Below are 19,139 nucleotides of genomic sequence, written 5' to 3' on the forward strand. Positions count from 1 at the left end.
GAGCGAAGCGAAGGATCTCCTGGGGTAAGCCACTGCCAAGAGTCGGGAGGTCCTTCGCTTTTGCTCAGGATGACGTGTTGATTGTCGTCCTGAGCGAAGCGAAGGATCTCCTGTGGCAAGCTACTGCCAGGAGTCGAGAGGTCCTTCGCTTTTGCTCAGGATGATGTGTTGATTGTCGCGCGAAAGGATTAAATTCACGGTTTCACAGCATAATCTATACATGGACAACTTGAATTGCCTAACAATTCTCTTATCCATTAATGAATCGCTTTAGTCACATAATAAGGCATTTCTTTGTCTTCGGCTCCTCCTGTTGGAGATCTTGATAGACTTCAAGGCAATTCACTAATAAACCATTGGCCATAAGGCTTAAGCTATTGCTTTCAAGATAAGTGGCTTGATGATTGTCATAGAGTTGCATAGTACCCTTATGAGCAGTGCTATAAGATTTTTTTTGAGCCTCAGGCGACAAGATTGCTTCAGGCAACTGAGCAATGTAAGAGAGGGTTTTCTGTAGTTGCTCTAGCTTACTGATCGTTTTGAGAATAGTCTGGGCGCGCGTATGCATTAAAAAAGAGGGGTCCTCAATAATCGTTTTAAGAAGATTGAGTAAAGGTTTAACTTCATCGGCAACTGCTTCGCTGTTTAAGTTGCTTAGATCAAATTGTTTATAGTCTTGTTGTCGTTGAAGAAGATCAACATGCCATTCTTTTAATTTTGTAGCGAATGAATCCCCTTTTGAAAAAAATTCGACTCCTTTTGGGATTTTGTTGAGGGTGCTCTCAACAAGAGTAAGTAATTCATCAAAATGGATATCCTTTTTTAGTCCAGCGAGCATTACTTTTGCTTCTGCTTTATATAAGCGTTTATCTTCTTTAAGATAGCTTTCTTTTATCCAGAAAGCATAACTGCTTTTTAATGAATTTTTCATAAGGTCTCAGAAGCATAAAATTTAATCATTATAGCGAAGCGGCATGCATAGTCCACACAAACTTCTCCGCGTCCATCTTAAGATTAGATTGTCAATTCGCTTTAAAATAAGCAACGATAACCTTGCTGTATAATAATTTCTACCGGATTGATTTTAATTTAGTGGGTAATAAGGATATGATATAAGCTTATTTGAGCGGAGTCGTTATTAGAGCGGGTGTAGTTCAATGGTAGAACTTCAGCTTCCCAAGCTGATAGCGTGGGTTCAATTCCCATCACCCGCTCCATCTTTGGGCGTAGGAGTACAAGAAGGTACGAGCTATTACAACGGAAGTCGTTTATGGAAATCCATTACCTAGATAAGTTATTTAATCCGCACTCCATTGCCGTCATCGGCGCGAGCGATAAACCTTTGTCAGTTGGCGCTAAAGTGTTCAGTAATTTACTTGCTGATTTTTCAGGTAAGGTGTTTCCTGTGAATCCTAAACACAAGATGATCCAAGGTAAACCGTGTTTTTCTTCTGTTAAAAAAATTAGCCAACCGATCGATCTTGCCGTCATTACCACGCCTGCCGCTTGTGTTCCACAAGTCATGAAAGAGTGTGGAGAAAAAAACGTGCGGCATGCCATTATTCTTTCTGCAGGATTCGGGGAGTCCATGGAAAGAGGTAAAGAGCTTGAGCAAACGATCATCGAGCTGGCCCAACAATTTAAAATCCGCTTTATTGGTCCTAACTGTTTGGGAATAAGAAACCCTTTCATAGGGTTAAATGCGACTTTTGAAAGCAGTCCTATTTTGTCGGGAAATTTAGCGTTTGTTTCACAATCTGGGGCTCTATGTGCTGCAATTTTAGATTGGGCATTTCAAGAGCAGGTTGGGTTTTCTTCTGTAGTTTCCTTAGGAAATAGCGCTGATATTGGTTTTGGTGAGGTACTCGATTATTTGGCGCTTGATGCAAAAACCGATTGCATTTTGCTTTACATCGAAGGAATACGTAATGCTCGTAAATTCATGAGTGGACTGCGGGCCGCTTCGCGCTTAAAACCCATCATTGCCATTAAAGCAGGTCGAAATTCTCAAGGCACCCGGGCTGCTATTTCTCACACAGGGGCGATGATTGGTGCGGATGATGTCTTTGATGCGGCATTGCGCCGAGCGGGTGTGGTGAGAGTGGCAAGCATCAAGGAATTATTTTCAGCAGCCGAAGTGTTTTCAAGCTCTCGCCGCAGCAAAGGGGAGCGACTGATGATCCTTACGAATGGTGGTGGCGCGGGGGTTATGGCCGCTGATCGGGCTGCTGATCTTAATATTCCTTTGCCTGAATTAACGAATGACACCATTTCATATTTGGATTCTGTACTCCCTCGTCACTGGTCACACCATAACCCTATTGATATCTTAGGCGATGCCACGCCAGAGCGATACCAACAGGTCATGAGCGCGTGTTTGAAAGATGAAAATTGTGATGGACTATTAACCATTCTTATTCCAGTTTCCATGTCTGAGCCGCTTAAAGTGGCCGAACAAGTCAACGCGATAAGCCAACAAAGTGATAAACCGATTTTAACGTGCTGGATGGGTAAAACTCAGGTTGAGAAAGCAAATCATTTTTTTGCCCAGCATAAAATTCCTTCGTTCAGCACCCCTGAAATGGCTGTGGAAGCGTTTTCTTATTTAGCAACTTATCACCATAATCAGCAGTTATTGCTGCAAGTCCCTGAACCACTTTCGTACCAAAGCCAACCGGATATTAATGGTGCACAACTCATCATAGAGAGCGCTATCGCAGAGCATCGAAAAATACTGACCACCACCGAGTCAAAGGCAATTTTACGGGCTTTTGGTATCCCCATCACCCAAACTTTACTTGCTCGAACTGCTACAGAAGCCTTAATTGCAGCGGAGTCGCTTGGATTTCCAGTGGTAATGAAAATTTATTCACCCGATATCACTCATAAGCAGGACGTTTCCGGTGTGCAGCTTAATATCACCAACGCTGAGGCGGTGAGAGCCTTTTTTTATCAGTTAATCGACAATGCCAAAAAGAAGCTGCCGAATGCAACGCTCATTGGGGTTACTGTAGAACCCATGTACAAGACTGCGAATGACCGCGAATTGATGGTGGGGGTGATTAAGGATCCCGTTTTTGGTCCCACAATTAATTTTGGAGCGGGGGGAAGTTTGATTGAAATCATGCAAGATCGGGCCATTGCATTGCCTCCACTCAATAAATACCTGACTGAAAACTTAATCGCCCGCACCCGCATTGCAAAACTTTTAGGGGAATTTCGCAATAAGCCTGCCGTGAATATTGCTGCTGTCGAAGATCTGTTATTGCGCATTTCTGAAATGGTTTGCGAACTACCTCAAATTGAAGAAATGGATATCAACCCGCTGATTGCAAATGATAAGGAAGTGGTTGCAGTGGATGCGCGCATTGTGATTAACTTTGAAACGCCACTTATTCCTTATAGCCATCTCGCCATCCATCCCTATCCAGTGCATTTAATTTCTCATTGGCAATTGGCGGATGGTACCCCCATTACCATTAGGCCCATCAGACCTGAAGATGCAACCTCAGAGCAAAATTTTATTCGGCAACTTTCTCAGCAAACAAAATATTTTCGTTTTATGGGGGGGCTGCGCGAATTGACGCCTGAAATGCTGAAAAGAACAACGCAAATTGATTACGATCGCGAAATGGCAATGGTGGCTGTGATCCCAAACAACGCGCAAGAGGCAATTATTGGAATTGCCCATTACAATGTCTATCCCGATTTTCAAACTTGCGAATTTGCTTTAGTTATTGCTGATCAATGGCAAAATAAAGGAATAGGGAGTCATTTACTGTCAAATTTGATGGCGGTTGCTAAAAGCAAAAATTTAAGAACGGTGGAAGGAGTCATTATGTCAGCGAATCTTGCTATGTTAGCGTTGGCAAAAAATTTAGGTTTTTCCATGAAGGCGATGAAAGAAGATCCCACGCTTTTATTGGCTAAAAAATCACTTGTTTAATACTCCCTTTTACAACTCAGGTAGAAAGAGATGCCAAATAACTGCTTAAAATTAGTCAGATTAGGGATCGATACGCAACAAGAATTGACTGTTTTCACCCACTCAAACTGCTTTATTTGTAAATCGGAAGGGTTTGAATCATTAACTCGACTCGTTGTTTCAGCGAATCATCATGCCATCATTGCGACTTTGAACGTCATAAAGTCTGAAATTTTGAAACAGGATGAGGTCAGTTTATCCGAAAGTGCCTGGAAGGAGTTAGGTGTAAACGAGGGAGACTTAGTGGAGTTGTTGCATCTTTCCCCTGTGACTTCGTTAGAATATGTGCGCTCAAAAATCCACGGAAATGCCCTCTCCGCTGCTGAATTTAAAGCAGTTATTCAAGACATTGTGGCCGGGAAATACTCAAATATCCATTTATCGAGCTTTGTTACTGCTTGTGCAGGCGATCATTTGAGTTTAAGAGAGATTATCGATTTAACGCAGGCAATGGTGCAGGCAGGAAAACAGATTGCTTGGAATTACTCTACGGTAGTGGACAAGCACAGCATTGGCGGTATCCCGGGAAACAGAACCACGCCAATCATCGTTGCCATTGTTGCTGCGGCAGGTTTGATTATCCCCAAAACCTCCTCACGCGCCATTACCTCGCCTTCTGGTACTGCAGATACCATTGAAACGATGACCCCAGTGACCTTGGATTTAAGGCAAATTCGACGTGTTGTTGAAAAAGAGGGAGGATGTATGATTTGGGGTGGGGCGATAGGGATTAGCCCTGCGGATGACATGCTGATTCGTGTTGAGCGGGTTTTAGATCTCGACTCCGAAGGACAAATGATTGCTTCTGTGTTATCGAAAAAAGCAGCCATGGGTGTCACTCATGTGGTACTTGATGTGCCAGTAGGGTCAACGGCCAAAATTCGCTCAGAACAAGCCTTTTTAAGACTTAAAGAATATTTTGCCATCGTAGGTAAAGCCATGGGTATGGAAGTGATGGTTATAAAAGCCCATGGTACTCAGCCGGTTGGAAAAGGAATTGGGCCAGCATTGGAAGCAAAGGATATTTTAGCTGTTTTGCAAAACCATGCTTCACTTTCAAGAGACTTGAAAAATAAAGCGATTGCATTAGCCGGTGCTATTCTGGAAATGGGGAAAAAAGCTCAACTAGGGATGGGTGAGCACATGGCCAAGCAGCTGATAGAAAGCGGTGCTGCTTTTAAAAAATTTTTAGCTATTTGCGAAGCACAAGGCGGCTTTAAAGAGCCACCCAACGCTTCTTTAACCTATGACATCGTTGCCACTCACAAAGGGCAAGTGATTGAGATTCAAAACAGGCAATTAGCCAAAGTGGCTAAATTAGCTGGAGCACCTAATGATACAGCAGCAGGGATCGAATTTTTTTCTCCCTTAGGAATTCATGTTGAGCCAGGGGATGTGCTATATCGAATTCATGCTGTATCAAAAGGCGCGTTGGCATATGCAGTTTCTTACGCGCGAGCAATTCCTCACGTTGTGACGATTAAACGAGATTAGTTGAGGGGAGTTGATGAGCTACTTAAGCTTTTCCTGTTTTGAGCCATCGCCACATTAATTTGTTTTTAATTACTTCTACTAAATAAAGGTAACTCACTGTTGCAATGATTAAGAAGATAAAAAAAGAAACGGGGAGTGGAACGAATCCTAAAGAGGCAGCTAAGGGGCTAAAGGGCAATAAAATACTAAAGAAAACCACGGTTAAAACAGTAAATAGTAATGGAACACTTGGTTTGTTTTTAAGCGGTGATCTGACTGTTCGAATAACAAAAATGACCAACGTTTGCGTTGCTAAAGATTCGACAAACCAGCCAGTCTGGAATAAGGCCTCTGACGCTTTGAAATAATAAAGCATAACGCCAAAAGTAATAAAATCAAAAAGAGAGCTAATAGGGCCAATATAGAACATGAATTTGCGGATGAGGTTGATATCCCAATGTTTGGGTTTATTAATGAAACTTGAATCCACATTGTCAGTGGGAATAGAAATTTGTGAGATATCATAAAGTAGATTATTAAGAAGAATTTGAGTTGGTTTCATGGGTAAAAAAGGCAAAAATGGAGAGGCAAATGCCATGCTGAGCATATTACCAAAATTTGAACTGGTGCCCATCATTAAATATTTCATGATGTTTCCAAAGGATTTTCGTCCTTCCATAATCCCATTTAATAAAACGTTTAAATCATGTTCTAATAAAATAATATGAGCCGCATCCCGAGCGACATCAGCTGCACCTGAAACAGAAATACCTACATCGGCACTATGAAGCGAAGGGGCATCATTGATTCCATCCCCGAGATACCCAACAACATGACCATCTGCCCTAAGCGCTCTTATAATGCGCTGTTTTTGATGGGGGGAAACGCGTGCAAAAATTTCAGTTTTTTCTACGACTTTTGCTAAGGCTAAATCAGACATAGATTCTATCTGACTGCCTAGTACTATTTTTTTGGTTAAAAGGCCAACTTTGTCACAAACATGGTGAGTAACTAGCTCATTATCGCCTGTTACTATTTTAACCTTTACCCCTGCCTGTTTTAGCTTGGCAATGGTTTCTTTAACGTCGTCTAAGGGGGGATCAAAAAAAGCTAAAAAACCAACTAGAATTAACTCGTGCTCATCCTCAATCTTATAGCTTGTTTTCGTTGTTGCTCGGCGATATGCAACGGCCAATACTCGATATCCTTCTTGGCTTAGAGAGTGAAAGAAATCCAACGCTTGTTTGATTGCTTTCGCATCGAGTGGTTTTTCTTCGTCATCGGTCTTATATTTTGTGCAAATGTTAATTATATTTTCAGGCGCTCCTTTAGAAATGATAAAGTGGGTTCCGCTTTTATCCACCACGATACTTGAACGTCTTCGCTCAAAATCAAAGGGAATTTCATCGATTTTTACATAGCCTTGTTGAGCAGGATGTTCATGATGCAAAATCGCTGCATCTAAAGGGTTAATGCCTGATTTATTAAGCAGGGCTTTATCTAAAGGATTTTTTATGTTGGTACTAAATAAGCTGCTTAAATAGGCTAACAACAAGACATACTCTGACTTTTCTCCAGAAATATCCGTGTATTTTTCTAAGGTCATTTCACCTTGAGTCAACGTGCCTGTTTTATCAGAGCACAAAATGTCAATGCTGCCAAAATTTTGTATGGACGCTAAGTTTTTAACAATCACTTTTTGCTTTGCCATGTTTAAAGCACCTGCTGTCAAAGTGACTGTGGTAATCATGGGTAAAAATTCGGGTGTAAGTCCTACGGCTAGAGCAATAGAAAACAGTAACGATTCCAGAGGGGGATGTTTAAGATAAATATTGACTAAAAAGACGAAAAGAATAAGGAAAATAACGGTTTTCATGATAAAAAAACCGAAATGTAATATTCCTTTTTCAAATTCGGTTTGTGCCGAGGTAACTAATAAACTTTGGGCAATTTGCCCAAATAGAGTGTCTTTTCCCGTCATTAAGACGAGTGCACTGGCATGTCCGCTGACAACAGAAGATCCTGAAAAAATACCATTTATGGCTTCAGCAGGGTTTTTTAAGCGAGTTGCCGTTGTCGTGGCTTCTTTTTCTACTGGCAGCGATTCTCCCGTGAGGGCTGCTTGTTGCACGTGCAAGTCTTTAGATTGCAGTAATAAACAATCAGCAGGAACAATATCTCCAGCAGCTAAGTAGATAACATCTCCGGGTACCAATTCACTACAGGGTAAATTACACTCGATCCCGTCTCGTAATACAGTCGCTTTTATTGCGACATATAGCTGTAATTTTTGTGCGGCAACGAGAGAGCGATGAGTTTGAAAAAAATCAAGCGCAATACTGATACCGACCACAATTAAGATAATCGCAGCATTAATTGAACTGCCAGTAAAAAATGAAATAAGGGCAGCAATAATTAAGATGATCACCAGAGGATTTGTTGAATGAGAAAGGGCTTCTAAAATAGGTGAGCGATAAGCTTGTGAGACAATTTTATTGGGGCCATAGGTGTCAAACCGTTTTTTAGCCTCTGCCCCAGTAAGTCCTTGAAAGGAACTTTCTAATTCATGCAATGCTTGAGAGGGCTTTAATGTTAATAATATTCCTAAGTCTTTCTGCATATTATTCCTAGTTATTTAGGACATTTTATTCTTCCTCTACCAATTTAGGCTTCACAGTAATACTCGATTTCAGTGAATTAGCAATAAAGCAAAGATTATGGGTGGCTTCAAAAAGTTGGTCCATCTCCTTTTGATCAGGTTTGCTTTCATTTTTAAACGAAACCACAGGGCAGAGAATAATATGGGAAACGGTATGCTTAGTTTCATCGATGGTACAAGTGGCACGGTCGGAATAGCTATCGACGATATATCCCTTTTGGGCACATAATGATAAAAAAGTAAGAAGAAAACAACTTGAAAGAGAGGCTGTGAGTAATTCCTCAGGACAATGGAATTGAGGATTACGGATGAAGTGAGCCGACGAATTGACCTCTAACTTTGGTCCACCGTAAAAAAAGACAGTGTGTTTGCGGTTGTAGGTTTGATAATTGAAATCTTCTGTCCCGCGTTCCCATAAAAGTCGAATATTGTATTCAGGCATGATGAAGTCCTTTTGTCTTATGCATTAAAGCAGTACCGTTGACCAAGGCCCAACCTTTTTATTGATATCACCTCGGATTTTATTTAAGTTTAATCCATTTTAGTATTTTGAACTAATATAAGTATATCCGTGTAAAACAGGGAAAGAGCATGAAGCATGGAACTATTGTAGTGGCTATTGATGAAAGTGATTGTTCTACACTTGCTTTGAAAGAAGCGATTAAGTTAACCCAAGATCTGAATGCAAAATTGCACGCTATTCATGTGATCGACGAAACCATTTTTAATCAAGTTGATGAGTATGTTGAATTTGATTGGTTGTGGAACGCACACAAAGAGTTCGGGAAAAAAATATTAGAAAAAGCAGAAACTCAATTAAGCACAGCGAAGATTGATTTCGCGACCCACCTGATTGAACTTAAACCCAACGAAGGACGGCTTGCTGAGAAAATTGTTTCAACAGCTGACTCTTTGCGTGCAGATACATTAATTATTGGAACACACGGACGAAAAGGGTTTAGCCGCTGGTTTTTAGGAAGTGTTGCTGAAAAAGTAATTCGGATCGCCACCATGCCCGTATTGCTTGTGCGTGAACAGAAGGCTAAGACATAAGGAAAAATGATGAAATACAAAAAAATAATGGTAGCAGTTGATGGTAGTACGACATCCGATCATGCTTTGCAAGAAGCAGTTGAACTGGCACAAGATCAAAAGGCTTTTTTGCGCATTATTTATGTGGTGGATGAGTCCATAGTTAAATACGCCGATAGTTTTATTGATTTTGAAACACTATGGGCTGCGTTTAAAGCAGAAGGCCAAGCTCTCTTAAAAAAAATAAGTCATCGAGTGAAAGCGTCAACTATTCATTTTGATACTCACCTTGTGATTCTTAAATTTTCAGAAGGGCGCCTTGCTGAAAAAATTGTCTCCGAAGCAGAGGATTGGCAGGCTGATTTACTTGTTATTGGTACTCATGGTCGTCAAGGAATTAGTCGCTTCTTTCTAGGTAGTGTTGCTGAGAAAGTCCTTAGAATCGCGACTTTACCGGTTCTTTTAATCAGAGGATGAATCGACTGGCTCGCTTGGCAGATCAATTTTAATTTGTTTTCCCAATGCTAATCTTAATGCATTAATAATTGCGACTACATCAATGATTTCTTGAAGTATGGCTCCCATCACTGGAGGAACAAAACCGGCTGCAGCAAACATCATCCCTAGGATAGAAAGCATCATGCCTCCAATCGCGCTTTGGGCAGCAATTTTGCGGGTGTTTAAGCTTAAGTGAATGAGTTCATCCACTTTGCTTAAAGTGCTTTCCATGATAATGGCTCCCGCTGCTTCTGAAGTAATAGCGCTATGTTGACCAAAAGCGATACCGACAGTGGCGGCAGTGAGGGCAGGTGCATCATTAATACCATCTCCCATAAAAACAGTAGGTGCTTTTTTTATTTCTTGCTGAACTATCATCAGTTTTTGTTCAGGACTTTGAGAGGCATACACTTCAGTTAGGTTGAGCAAACGAGCGAGGTAACTCACTTCGGATTGGCGATCACCCGAAACAAGCATGATTTTTTTAAATTGATGAAATGGGCCTAAATGACTGATAAATGACTTACTCTCAAGGCGTGGCGCGTCGCGAAAATGCAGCGAAGCGGCGTATTGATTATTCATCAAAATAATGCACTCTAATCCAGGTAAAGCGGGTGGAAGTTTATTTTTACAAGATGGGTTGGATTCCAGAAGTTTTTTTCTACTGGTAATAATCACGCTGTGATTTTGAATGGTGCCTATTAGTCCTTGCCCCGGTTTCTCTGAAACATTAGAGGCGTTAAGAAAAGCAAGATGTTGTTCTTGAGCTGCTTGTAAAATAGCGTTGGCAAGAGGGTGTTTGGAATATTGTTCTAGGCTAGCAACATACTGCAAAATCGCTTGCTTTGTATAATCCCCAACGGTGACTATTTCGGTTAAAGTAGGCTTGCCATAGGTAAGGGTGCCTGTCTTATCAAAAATCGCTGTTTTACAAAGGGGTAGCTGCTCCAAAATGGCAGGATCTTTAATAATGATTGCCTGTTTAGCGGCTTTGGATATGGCACTGATTAGCACAATGGGAATCGCAATTAATAAAGGGCAAGGAGTGGCAATAACCAACACCGCAAGAAAGCGTAACGCGTCTTTGGTGATATACCAGGATAAAAATGCGAATAAAAGCGCAAGAGGAGCGAAGATAGCTCCTATTTGGTCGCCTAATCGCCTGAGTGTAGGACGCTTTTGTTCCGCCTCCCCTAAAACTTTGACGATAGCCGCATAGCGCGAATCAGAGGGCAGGGTGGTGGCTTGCACAGTCAGTACAGCATCGCCATTAATGGCGCCGGATAAAACATAAGCACCTGGTGTCTTAGAAATGAGATAAGGCTCTCCAGTCAAATAAGATTCATCCATGGTGCCTTGCCCATGGGTAACTACTCCGTCAACTGGGCATGTTTCATGAGGAAAAATTATTATTTTATCATCAATTTCGATATTCGATAGAGGAATATCCTCAAGATGCCCCTTATTTTGACGATGAGCCAGCGAGGGCATGCGTGAAGCTAAAGCCAACAGTGCTGATGCTGCTTTGCGCCTAGCATAGATTTCTAACGTTTGCCCACTCGCAAGCATAAGAATAATTAATGTTGCAGCCAGGTATTCATGCAAAATAAAACCAGTGATTAATGCAATGGCTGCCAGCGAATCGGCTCCTAAATTACCTTTGAATAGCTTCACTAGAATTTGAAAAAATAAAGGTATTCCCCCAAGGATAATGACGAATAATAAAGGGATATCAGCGATCTCTGGGGCGAAAGCACCCAGAATAAAGTGCAGGCAGATGGCTAATAAAGAAATAAGCGCAATGTACGACTGCCATTTCAGGGCTTGCTTAGTAGTAGACACACAAATGGCGATGATTAGTCTCCTGAGCTTAGCTGAGTTTATTTAATTCAGTATAGAGGCCTAATAGGCCTAATAGAAGACTAAAGCATGCGATCACCACTCCTAAAAATTGAGAAATAAAGAAAGATAATTTATCGGCTCGTTGAATAAGTAATGATACCATAAGCCCATTTAAACCATCGGTTGCCATCATTCCTAGCATAAAAATTAATCCGAGAATGGCTGCAAACGTCCAATGATTTGAAGAAGAAATTGAAATAGAAAACAGTGCGACCTGACTAAACGTATCGAAGGAAAATGCAAACAGGGCCCCAGTCAGTATAATCCAGAAGGCATTAAATCGCTTCAATTTGCTTATGAAAAAATGCTGTACGCTGCTTGGCAGGTGGAATTTTGTTCCATCACGGAAAAGATTGTGAAGTGTTAGAAGTCCAAAAACCAGTAAGAAAAAGATTGATATAAAACTTCCTAAAGGCTCAAGCCAGGTTGGAAATTGGGAGCGAATAAACCCATTACTGATAATGACACTGAGCGTAATCACAACTAATCCATGCCCCAAAGAAAACAATAGTCCTACTCGTTTTGACAATTGATGATAGGCTTTTAAATTACGAGTGATTGAATCAATAGTTGCTAAATGATCTAAATCAAGCCCATGTCGAAGGCCTAATCCAAAGACAAAAAAAATAAGGAGGCTGGGTGAATAAGTCGTTGTATTGGCTAGCATGAGTATCCTTACTTAGTCGAGTTCTTGCTTATAGAAGCAATGGCAAGAATAATAATTTATTTTTTATCGGACTCATCATAGCAAAATATTGTTTCAGGTAAAAAAGGTATGATCCGCATTTTATGCGAGAAATCTAGCTTTGAACTTATTTATCATCGCTCGACGCCATGCATAAAACACGGCACGTAAATGCCTGAAAAAATCCAATGAATGGAATTTTCTTCGTCACCCCATTTCTGCCTGAATGGGCACGCTTTTTTGTTCGAGTAAAGTTTCAAATTCGTTCACACTGTGAGGCTGCGACCAAAAATGGAAAAAATTTCTTCTTTCGGCACAAACTTCTCGAATTTGGTCAATATACTGCTGTTCTTCTCTCGGTGTGAGACCTTGCTCTTTTTGCAGGCGGTTGCGAAGGGTTGCAAACCTTTCTATCTTCCAATGACTATACCAGTCTGTTATGCGCCCATTTTTTTGATTAGCGATGTTATCAATGAGTATGTCGATAATTTCTAATAGTTCAGCCCTGTCAATCGATTTTTCTCTTTGTGGATTGTAATTCATTTCTGCTGCTAAAAATCGAGCTATCGACTTATCGTGCATAGAATTAGCAAGTGCTAGCGTTGTTATTTCTTTTCCCTTTCTAGAGAAAGTAGTTTGAATTTTTGCACCATACAGGCAAAGGATTTTAACAAGCTTAGAATTCTGCACCATCACCGCAAGATGCAAGGGAGTACGATTTTCGCTATCAAAGTGAGTGTTGGGATTCGCTCTTGAATTAAGAAGCATGACTACCCTCTCAAGATTCTGATTGCCTACGGCAATGCTAAGGGGAGTCTTTGTGTTTTGGCAAGGCGCATTGGGTAAAACTTGGGGGTAAGAAAGTAATTTTTGCACCGCGCGAGAATTTTCTTCCACTGCAATTGCCAAAGGTGTATAGCCCTCTTCATCATAACTATTAATTATTTTACTTAAATGTTGTCCAGGCGCATAGGCGGCGAGTAAGTCTAAAATTTTAACCCGGCCATAAGCTGCTGCAAGGTGAAAAGGGTTTCTTCCCTCATGAATGCAATCGACGGATAGTCCTTTTTCCAAAAGAGATTTTACTAAGCCAATGTGATTTTCTTTAATGGCTAAATGCAAGATTGCAGGAAAAAGAGGGGCATAATCGCTCCAATTTTCAATATGGCGAAGAAGTTCAATGATTTTTTTAAGCTCTTGTGTCTCAACAGCAAGAGTGAGCCAAGATAAAGAATTTCCACCTGCTTTGAAATTTGCTTCTTCATAAGTGGGTTGGCTTAATGCTCGCATGGCAGAGGTTTGGCGCCATATGGATAAGCATACTCCCACTTCATGGGCCAGTTTGCTGGGTGAATGAAATTCGCAGGAAAAGAGTAAGAACGGTTCTTGGCGACAATAGGGTAAAGCCTCAATAATTTTTTCTGCAATCTGCTCATCATCATAATACTTGGGTTCACCCTGGATAATGTCTGTTAATTCCCAGCCCTTGTCATGAGAAAATCGCACCGTTATCCGATGAGTTTGATCAGAAAAATTAATAGCGATTTGTTCTAAGTTAACTGCATTGACTTCAAAAAATGTCCTTTTGAGTGAACTAAGGAATATGCTGAATCCACCAGAAGGAAGGACATGAGCATAAGAAGCAATTTGTTTCGCTTCTTCTATTCGTTCAGGATTAAATAAATGCGTTATTTCTTGATGAATATCTCGATGCTTATTACGTGGAAGTAGAAGCGCCTCTCTAATTTTATCGGGCTCTTGATGGAGAGTGATTTCATCCATTAAATTAGCAATTTCATAAAGTTCTTCGACAGGAATCCCGAGGTATGGAGAGGTAATAGGAAAGGGTATTTGTTGATTAACCCGACGCTGAAGCCGCGTATAAAATTTATTTCGCTGATTAAAATCGGTACGATTGACAGATTTTATTTCAAAAAGTAATTCTTTTTTAACTGCTACATAGGCTCTATGGCGATTATCTAAATAATGCTTAATCGCATCAAAAATGACATCTTTTTTGGAAATGGCCTCTCTTTTTTCCAGAAGATATCGAAGCCGGGTTAATAACCATTGTTGCCGAGATGGGAGCATAGGCATTCCAAAAAATCTAAATGAATAATGGTAGCTATTGCACTTTAGTTTGCCAAAAGAAAAATTTTCCGTGCGAGAGTCCTATTTGGAATAGAAAAGCGTGTAATATGTTTCTAGTTGTATGCTGAAATGAGCAACTAAGAACTTCTGTAAAAACAATATTGGACTTTGAGATGCATGAACTGACACTCTCTCGTGCGATTCTTGAGATCATTAATGAACGCGCCTCCACAATGAGTTGCTCATCCATTCGCACCATTTATCTCGAAATTGGCGAGTTAACCGGTGTTGATGAAGCATCGCTGCGATTTAGTTTTAATGTTCTGGCGAAAGGCAGTGTAGCTGAAAATGCAAATTTAGAAATCATTAAATTGAAGGGAAAGGCAATCTGTGACTTTTGTCATGAAACTGTTATGCTAAAAAATTATTATGACGGCTGTGTTAGTTGTGGACGTTATTCTTTAAGAGTAATTCAGGGTGAGGAGTTGCGGGTTAAATCAATGGAGGTGGACTAATGTGTGGATTTTGTGGTTGTTCGCGAGATAAGCATGCACATCATCAAGAAGCCGATGGACCTCATGCCCATCATCATCACAATTCAGACCAACTTGTTGCCATTGAGCAAGAAATTCTCGCCAAGAATAATGAATTCGTCAAAGCAAATCATCAAGCTTTTTTAACGAGGAAGGTGATTGCTATCAATTTGATGTCAAGCCCGGGTTCAGGTAAAACCAGCTTACTTGCCAAAACCATTGCTGACTTAAAACACCGTCTAGATATCGCGGTCATCGTGGGTGATCAACAAACCAATTACGATGCTGAGAAAATCAAATCAAGTGGTGGAGAAGCCGTTCAAATTAATACAGGCAAAGTTTGTCATTTGGATGCGCACATGGTTGGCCATGCGATTGAAGAGTTACCACTAAAAGAGCATTCGCTTCTTTTTATTGAAAACGTGGGTAATCTTGTTTGTCCCGCCTTATTTGACTTAGGCGAATCGTACAAAGTGGTTATTCTGTCGGTAGCCGAAGGGGATAACAAGCCATTAAAGTATCCAGAAATGTTTCGTAAAGCCGATTTATTGCTACTCACTAAAATGGATTTATTGCCTTACGTGGATTTTGAAATGACTCAGTGCATTGCCTATGTAAAAAGGATTAATCCCACCGTTGAAGTGCTACCCGTTTCAGCAAAAACGGGTGTGGGCCTTGATAAGTGGTATGAATGGTTAGAAGCGATCCAAGCGAATGGATGAACGATTACACATTTTAATTAAAGGTCAAGTTCAGGGTGTTGGCTTTCGTCCTCACGTGTATCGAGTTGCTCAGCAGTTAAAGCTCACTGGCTGGGTGCAAAATAATGCATTAGGGGTGCAGATTGAAGTACAAGGCTTGTCAGCTTCTTCTTTTCTTCCGCAATTATTAATTTCATTACCGCCGTTAGCCCAAGTTCAAGCGGTTGAAACAAGTGTGGTTGCTTTAGTTGCCCATGAACAGGGCTTTCATATTATCGACAGTGAAAAAAAGGGGGCTTCACGCAGTATAATTTCCCCGGACACAAGCCCCTGTTTTGACTGTTTAACAGAACTCTTTGATCCTAATAGCCGGTATTATCATTACCCTTTTTTAAATTGCACACAATGCGGGCCACGATTTTCGATCACTCGCGAGTTACCTTACGATCGACGCCAAACCTCAATGGATGAATTTTCTTTATGCTTCGCTTGTCAGCAAGACTATAGCTCTCCAACAAATCGTCGTTATCACGCTCAACCCACTGCCTGTAAAAAATGTGGTCCGGAGCTTTCTGTTTCGATTCAAACGATAGCTCAAGCGTTGTTTGAAGGAAAAATCATTGCCCTTAAAGGGGTGGGTGGGTATCAATTGCTCTGTGATGCTAGAAATAAAGATGCCATTCAAAGGCTACGTCGAAAAAAATACCGTGAAGCTAAACCTTTGGCTTTAATGGTGCTCAATGGGGCTAGCGCTGAAGAATGGGCCATGGTCAGTGCAAAAGAGCGGGAAGCCCTTGAAAGCCAAGCACGCCCTATCGTTCTACTCACAAAAAAGCAAGAATTGCTTCCTGAAACCATTGCATCAAGTTTATCTTGCTTAGGTGTGATGCTGCCTTCTTCCCCCTTACATTATTTACTGTTTCACGCGCTAGCGGGTTCCCCTGAAGGAATGAGCTGGTTAGAAGGTGTTCACCCATGGGTATTGATTGCAACCAGCGCGAATATTGCCGCTAATCCTTTAACGACAGACGATGAAAGGGCGCATAATGAACTCATCGCTATTGCCGATTTGGTCATTTCCTACAACCGCAAAATCTTATCCCGCGTTGACGATTCAGTAATCCGTTTTATTAATCATTCGCCTCATTTTGTGCGCCGTGCGCGAGGGTTTTCGCCAATCAGCATTCAATTACCTTTTTCCATGCCTTCGACGTTGGCTTTAGGGGGACATTTGAAGAATACGTTTTGCATCACACGAGAAGACGAGGCTTTCGTTTCTCAACACATAGGCAGCTTAACGAATAAAGAAACCATCGATTTTTTTCACGAATCACTGACTCACTGGATGCGGTTTCTTGATGTCAAAATCGAACGCATTGCCTGTGATTTACATCCTGATTTTTATACCACGCGTTTGGCTAGCCAATACGCTCTTCCCGTTATTTCCGTGCAGCACCATCATGCCCATCTCGCTTCCGTCGCCGCGGAACATCAGCTTAGGGAATCAGCATTAGGTTTAGCACTCGATGGCTATGGATACGGATGGGATGGCAAGGCTTGGGGAGGGGAGTTGTTTCTTTTGGAAAAAAGCACACCCATTCAGCGATTGGCACATTTTTATCCTGTCCCTCAGCCTGGTGGTGAGCGTACTGTGCATGAACCTTGGCGGATGGCCGCTGCGGTTTTACATTGCCTCAAAAAAGAGGAAGAAATTCTGCGGCGGTTTGGGGAGCAACCTCAAGTTTTGGGCGTTGTGCAATGGCTTAAAAATCATGCTGCCTTACCCACTACAACCAGTTGCGGCCGTCTTTTCGATGCAGCAAGTGCATTGTTAGGGATTAATACGATTTCCCACTACGAAGGGCAAGCACCCATGCAGCTTGAAAGTTTGGTCACATACCCAGAAGTTTTCTCCGATGGCTGGACTTTTACTCAAGAGCAATTTAATTTCTTACCGATGATGAGGCATTTACTGGATATAAAGCCTAAGGAGGGTGCAAATTTGTTCCACGGTACATTGATTGCAGGTTTAGCGGATTGGGTTATGGTGTATGTAAAAAAAACATCGGTCAAGCGCATTTTACTCAGCGGGGGATGTTTTTTAAATAAAGTGCTCACAGAGGGATTATCCAAGGTGCTAGAAAATAATGGATTAACGGTGTATTTGCCTCAGCAATTGCCTGTGCATGATGGCGGTATTTCATTAGGACAAGCCTGGATAGCTGGCAATCAGACGGCAGACTCACTATGTGTTTAGCGCTTCCAGTTCAAATCATGCGATTGCTTGACGCACAAAGAGCACTTGTGAATTTAGGAGGAATTGAAAAAGAAATTTCAATTGCCTTATTAGACCAAGTCAGTGAAGGGGATTACGTGATTCTCCATGTGGGATATGCATTAACTAAGCTGAATGAAGAAGAGGCACAAAAGACCCTAAAACTGTTTGCCGAAATGAAGGGACAGGCACAATGAGATACATTGATGATTTTCGCAATGCGGATTTTGCCCAAGCCATCGTGAATGCGATTAGCAATCGTATTATTTCGAAACGAAATTACCGATTGATGGAATTCTGCGGTGGTCATACCCACACCATTCATCGTTATGGCCTTCCTAGTCTTTTGCCCAATAACGTGGAAATGATCCACGGGCCTGGTTGTCCAGTTTGTATTTTACCCATTCAACGCATTGATAAGGCGATCGCCTTAGCTTTCTTGCCTAATGTAATTTTTTGCAGTTATGGGGATATGTTGCGGGTCCCAGGCTCTCATCAACAAAGCCTATTGCATGCAAAAGCGAGAGGAGCTGATGTAAGGATGGTCTATTCAGTGGATGATGCGCTTCGTTTAGCTCAACAGAATGCTGAAAAAGAAGTTATTTTTTTTGCTATCGGATTTGAAACCACCACTCCGCCAACGGCCTATGCGATTAAAGAAGCAAAACGATTAGAGTTGTCTAATTTTAGTGTATTTTGCAATCACGTGTTGACGCCTGCAGCAATGAATTGCCTTTTGCAGACTTCTGCAGAGCCCATTGCTCAGTTGGATGGATTTATAGGCCCCGCTCATGTAAGTATTGTAACAGGTAGCCAAGCTTATGAATCGGTGAGCCAGGTATATAAAAAACCCATCGTGATTTCGGGGTTTGAGCCACTCGATGTGTTGCACTCCGTTTTAATGTTAATTGAGCAAATTAATGAAGGTCGAAGTGATGTTGAAATTCAATACACGCGAGCGGTTACGCGAGACGGGAATTTGAAATCACAAACAATGATGCGAGAGGTGTTTGAATTACGTTCACATTTTGAATGGCGCGGGTTAGGAACTATTCCGGAAAGTGCTTTGCAAATCAAAGCGGTATACGAGCAGTTTGATGCTGAAAAACGGTTTTCAGTGCCGGATTCTCTTGGTGTTGAGCACAAACAATGCGATTGCGGAGCCATTTTGCGCGGCATAAAAAAACCGACAGATTGCAAACTGTTTGCAAAAGTATGTACACCACAAAATCCTCTTGGTTCTTGCATGGTTTCCTCTGAAGGCGCTTGTGCTGCTGTTTATGCTTATGGAAGGAGAAATTAGTC

15 protein-coding genes and 1 tRNA gene are annotated in these 19,139 nt (G+C 41.4%); 10 read left to right on the top strand and 6 right to left on the bottom strand.

Annotated features, from left to right (window positions below):
• Nucleotides 1-274: 274 nt before the first annotated feature.
• Nucleotides 275-931: a hypothetical protein gene (locus B5D33_RS03725; protein ID WP_058451477.1), complete on the bottom strand. Its 657-nt coding sequence runs from the start codon at nucleotides 929-931 to the stop codon at nucleotides 275-277.
• A 212-nt stretch (nucleotides 932-1,143) separates the two neighbouring features.
• Here B5D33_RS03725 and B5D33_RS03730 point away from each other — a divergent pair.
• From B5D33_RS03730 to B5D33_RS03740, 3 genes are all read left to right on the top strand, one after another.
• A tRNA-Gly gene (locus tag B5D33_RS03730) sits at nucleotides 1,144-1,217 on the top strand.
• A 53-nt stretch (nucleotides 1,218-1,270) separates the two neighbouring features.
• Nucleotides 1,271-3,946, top strand: coding sequence for a bifunctional acetate--CoA ligase family protein/GNAT family N-acetyltransferase (locus B5D33_RS03735; protein WP_058451476.1), 2,676 nt, complete (start codon nucleotides 1,271-1,273; stop codon nucleotides 3,944-3,946).
• A 30-nt stretch (nucleotides 3,947-3,976) separates the two neighbouring features.
• Nucleotides 3,977-5,479, top strand: coding sequence for a thymidine phosphorylase family protein (locus B5D33_RS03740; RefSeq protein WP_058451475.1), 1,503 nt, complete (start codon nucleotides 3,977-3,979; stop codon nucleotides 5,477-5,479).
• 22 nt (nucleotides 5,480-5,501) lie between these two features.
• On the opposite strand, the gene mgtA is transcribed toward B5D33_RS03740, so the two are convergent.
• Nucleotides 5,502-8,078, bottom strand: coding sequence for a magnesium-translocating P-type ATPase (mgtA, locus tag B5D33_RS03745; RefSeq protein WP_058451474.1), 2,577 nt, complete (start codon nucleotides 8,076-8,078; stop codon nucleotides 5,502-5,504).
• Between the two features lie 25 nt (nucleotides 8,079-8,103).
• Nucleotides 8,104-8,559: an OsmC family protein gene (locus B5D33_RS03750; RefSeq protein WP_058451473.1), complete on the bottom strand. Its 456-nt coding sequence runs from the start codon at nucleotides 8,557-8,559 to the stop codon at nucleotides 8,104-8,106.
• A gap of 149 nt (nucleotides 8,560-8,708) precedes the next feature.
• On the opposite strand from B5D33_RS03750, the gene B5D33_RS03755 reads away from it, so the two are divergent.
• Entirely contained in the window at nucleotides 8,709-9,170 is a 462-nt protein-coding gene (locus B5D33_RS03755) for a universal stress protein (RefSeq protein ID WP_058451472.1), read from the top strand.
• A 6-nt stretch (nucleotides 9,171-9,176) separates the two neighbouring features.
• Entirely contained in the window at nucleotides 9,177-9,626 is a 450-nt protein-coding gene (locus tag B5D33_RS03760) for a universal stress protein (RefSeq protein WP_324610524.1), read from the top strand.
• On the opposite strand, the gene B5D33_RS03765 is transcribed toward B5D33_RS03760, so the two are convergent.
• The 3 genes from B5D33_RS03765 to B5D33_RS03775 all read right to left on the bottom strand — a co-directional run bounded on the left by B5D33_RS03765 (nucleotide 9,612) and on the right by B5D33_RS03775 (nucleotide 14,325).
• Complete coding sequence (locus tag B5D33_RS03765) at nucleotides 9,612-11,489, bottom strand: heavy metal translocating P-type ATPase (RefSeq protein WP_078767325.1); 1,878 nt, start codon at nucleotides 11,487-11,489, stop codon at nucleotides 9,612-9,614. The genes B5D33_RS03760 and B5D33_RS03765 overlap by 15 nt on opposite strands.
• Before the next feature lie 28 nt (nucleotides 11,490-11,517).
• Nucleotides 11,518-12,216, bottom strand: a complete 699-nt coding sequence (locus B5D33_RS03770) for a HoxN/HupN/NixA family nickel/cobalt transporter (RefSeq protein WP_058451469.1) — start codon at nucleotides 12,214-12,216, stop codon at nucleotides 11,518-11,520.
• Nucleotides 12,217-12,441: 225 nt separating this feature from the next.
• Nucleotides 12,442-14,325: an ankyrin repeat domain-containing protein gene (locus B5D33_RS03775; RefSeq protein ID WP_058451468.1), complete on the bottom strand. Its 1,884-nt coding sequence runs from the start codon at nucleotides 14,323-14,325 to the stop codon at nucleotides 12,442-12,444.
• A 173-nt stretch (nucleotides 14,326-14,498) separates the two neighbouring features.
• Between B5D33_RS03775 and hypA the strand changes: the two genes are divergently transcribed.
• From hypA to hypD, 5 genes are read left to right on the top strand one after another with little or no spacing between them, the layout of a single operon-like run.
• Nucleotides 14,499-14,840, top strand: a complete 342-nt coding sequence (gene hypA / locus B5D33_RS03780; protein WP_058451467.1) for a hydrogenase maturation nickel metallochaperone HypA — start codon at nucleotides 14,499-14,501, stop codon at nucleotides 14,838-14,840.
• On the top strand, nucleotides 14,840-15,580 hold the full coding sequence (gene hypB, locus B5D33_RS03785) for a hydrogenase nickel incorporation protein HypB (RefSeq protein WP_058451466.1): 741 nt from the start codon (nucleotides 14,840-14,842) through the stop codon (nucleotides 15,578-15,580). Before hypA ends, hypB begins: the two co-directional genes overlap by 1 nt.
• A complete protein-coding gene (gene hypF / locus B5D33_RS03790) occupies nucleotides 15,573-17,816 on the top strand; it encodes a carbamoyltransferase HypF (RefSeq protein WP_058451465.1) in 2,244 nt (747 codons plus the stop codon). Before hypB ends, hypF begins: the two co-directional genes overlap by 8 nt.
• Nucleotides 17,807-18,031 carry a HypC/HybG/HupF family hydrogenase formation chaperone gene (locus B5D33_RS03795; protein WP_058451464.1) on the top strand — a complete coding sequence of 75 codons (225 nt, stop codon included), beginning with the start codon at nucleotides 17,807-17,809 and terminating at the stop codon, nucleotides 18,029-18,031. Before hypF ends, B5D33_RS03795 begins: the two co-directional genes overlap by 10 nt.
• Entirely contained in the window at nucleotides 18,028-19,137 is a 1,110-nt protein-coding gene (gene hypD / locus B5D33_RS03800; protein WP_058451463.1) for a hydrogenase formation protein HypD, read from the top strand. The genes B5D33_RS03795 and hypD overlap by 4 nt, the downstream gene beginning before the upstream one ends.
• Nucleotides 19,138-19,139: the final 2 nt, after the last annotated feature.

This window comes from Legionella maceachernii, assembly GCF_900167045.1.
Classification (GTDB): domain Bacteria; phylum Pseudomonadota; class Gammaproteobacteria; order Legionellales; family Legionellaceae; genus Tatlockia; species Tatlockia maceachernii.

Bases quoted from the DNA above. Each gene is read 5' to 3' on its own strand.
- hypD (WP_058451463.1), top strand. From the start codon at position 18,028: ATGAGATACATTGATGATTTTCGCAATGCGGATTTTGCCCAAGCCATC.
- hypB (WP_058451466.1), top strand. From the start codon at position 14,840: ATGTGTGGATTTTGTGGTTGTTCGCGAGATAAGCATGCACATCATCAA.
- B5D33_RS03795 (WP_058451464.1), top strand. From the start codon at position 17,807: ATGTGTTTAGCGCTTCCAGTTCAAATCATGCGATTGCTTGACGCACAA.
- B5D33_RS03740 (WP_058451475.1), top strand. From the start codon at position 3,977: ATGCCAAATAACTGCTTAAAATTAGTCAGATTAGGGATCGATACGCAA.
- B5D33_RS03755 (WP_058451472.1), top strand. From the start codon at position 8,709: ATGAAGCATGGAACTATTGTAGTGGCTATTGATGAAAGTGATTGTTCT.
- B5D33_RS03735 (WP_058451476.1), top strand. From the start codon at position 1,271: ATGGAAATCCATTACCTAGATAAGTTATTTAATCCGCACTCCATTGCC.
- B5D33_RS03725 (WP_058451477.1), bottom strand. From the start codon at position 931: ATGAAAAATTCATTAAAAAGCAGTTATGCTTTCTGGATAAAAGAAAGC.
- mgtA (WP_058451474.1), bottom strand. From the start codon at position 8,078: ATGCAGAAAGACTTAGGAATATTATTAACATTAAAGCCCTCTCAAGCA.
- hypF (WP_058451465.1), top strand. From the start codon at position 15,573: ATGGATGAACGATTACACATTTTAATTAAAGGTCAAGTTCAGGGTGTT.
- B5D33_RS03770 (WP_058451469.1), bottom strand. From the start codon at position 12,216: ATGCTAGCCAATACAACGACTTATTCACCCAGCCTCCTTATTTTTTTT.
- B5D33_RS03775 (WP_058451468.1), bottom strand. From the start codon at position 14,325: ATGCTCCCATCTCGGCAACAATGGTTATTAACCCGGCTTCGATATCTT.
- hypA (WP_058451467.1), top strand. From the start codon at position 14,499: ATGCATGAACTGACACTCTCTCGTGCGATTCTTGAGATCATTAATGAA.
- B5D33_RS03760 (WP_324610524.1), top strand. From the start codon at position 9,177: ATGATGAAATACAAAAAAATAATGGTAGCAGTTGATGGTAGTACGACA.
- B5D33_RS03750 (WP_058451473.1), bottom strand. From the start codon at position 8,559: ATGCCTGAATACAATATTCGACTTTTATGGGAACGCGGGACAGAAGAT.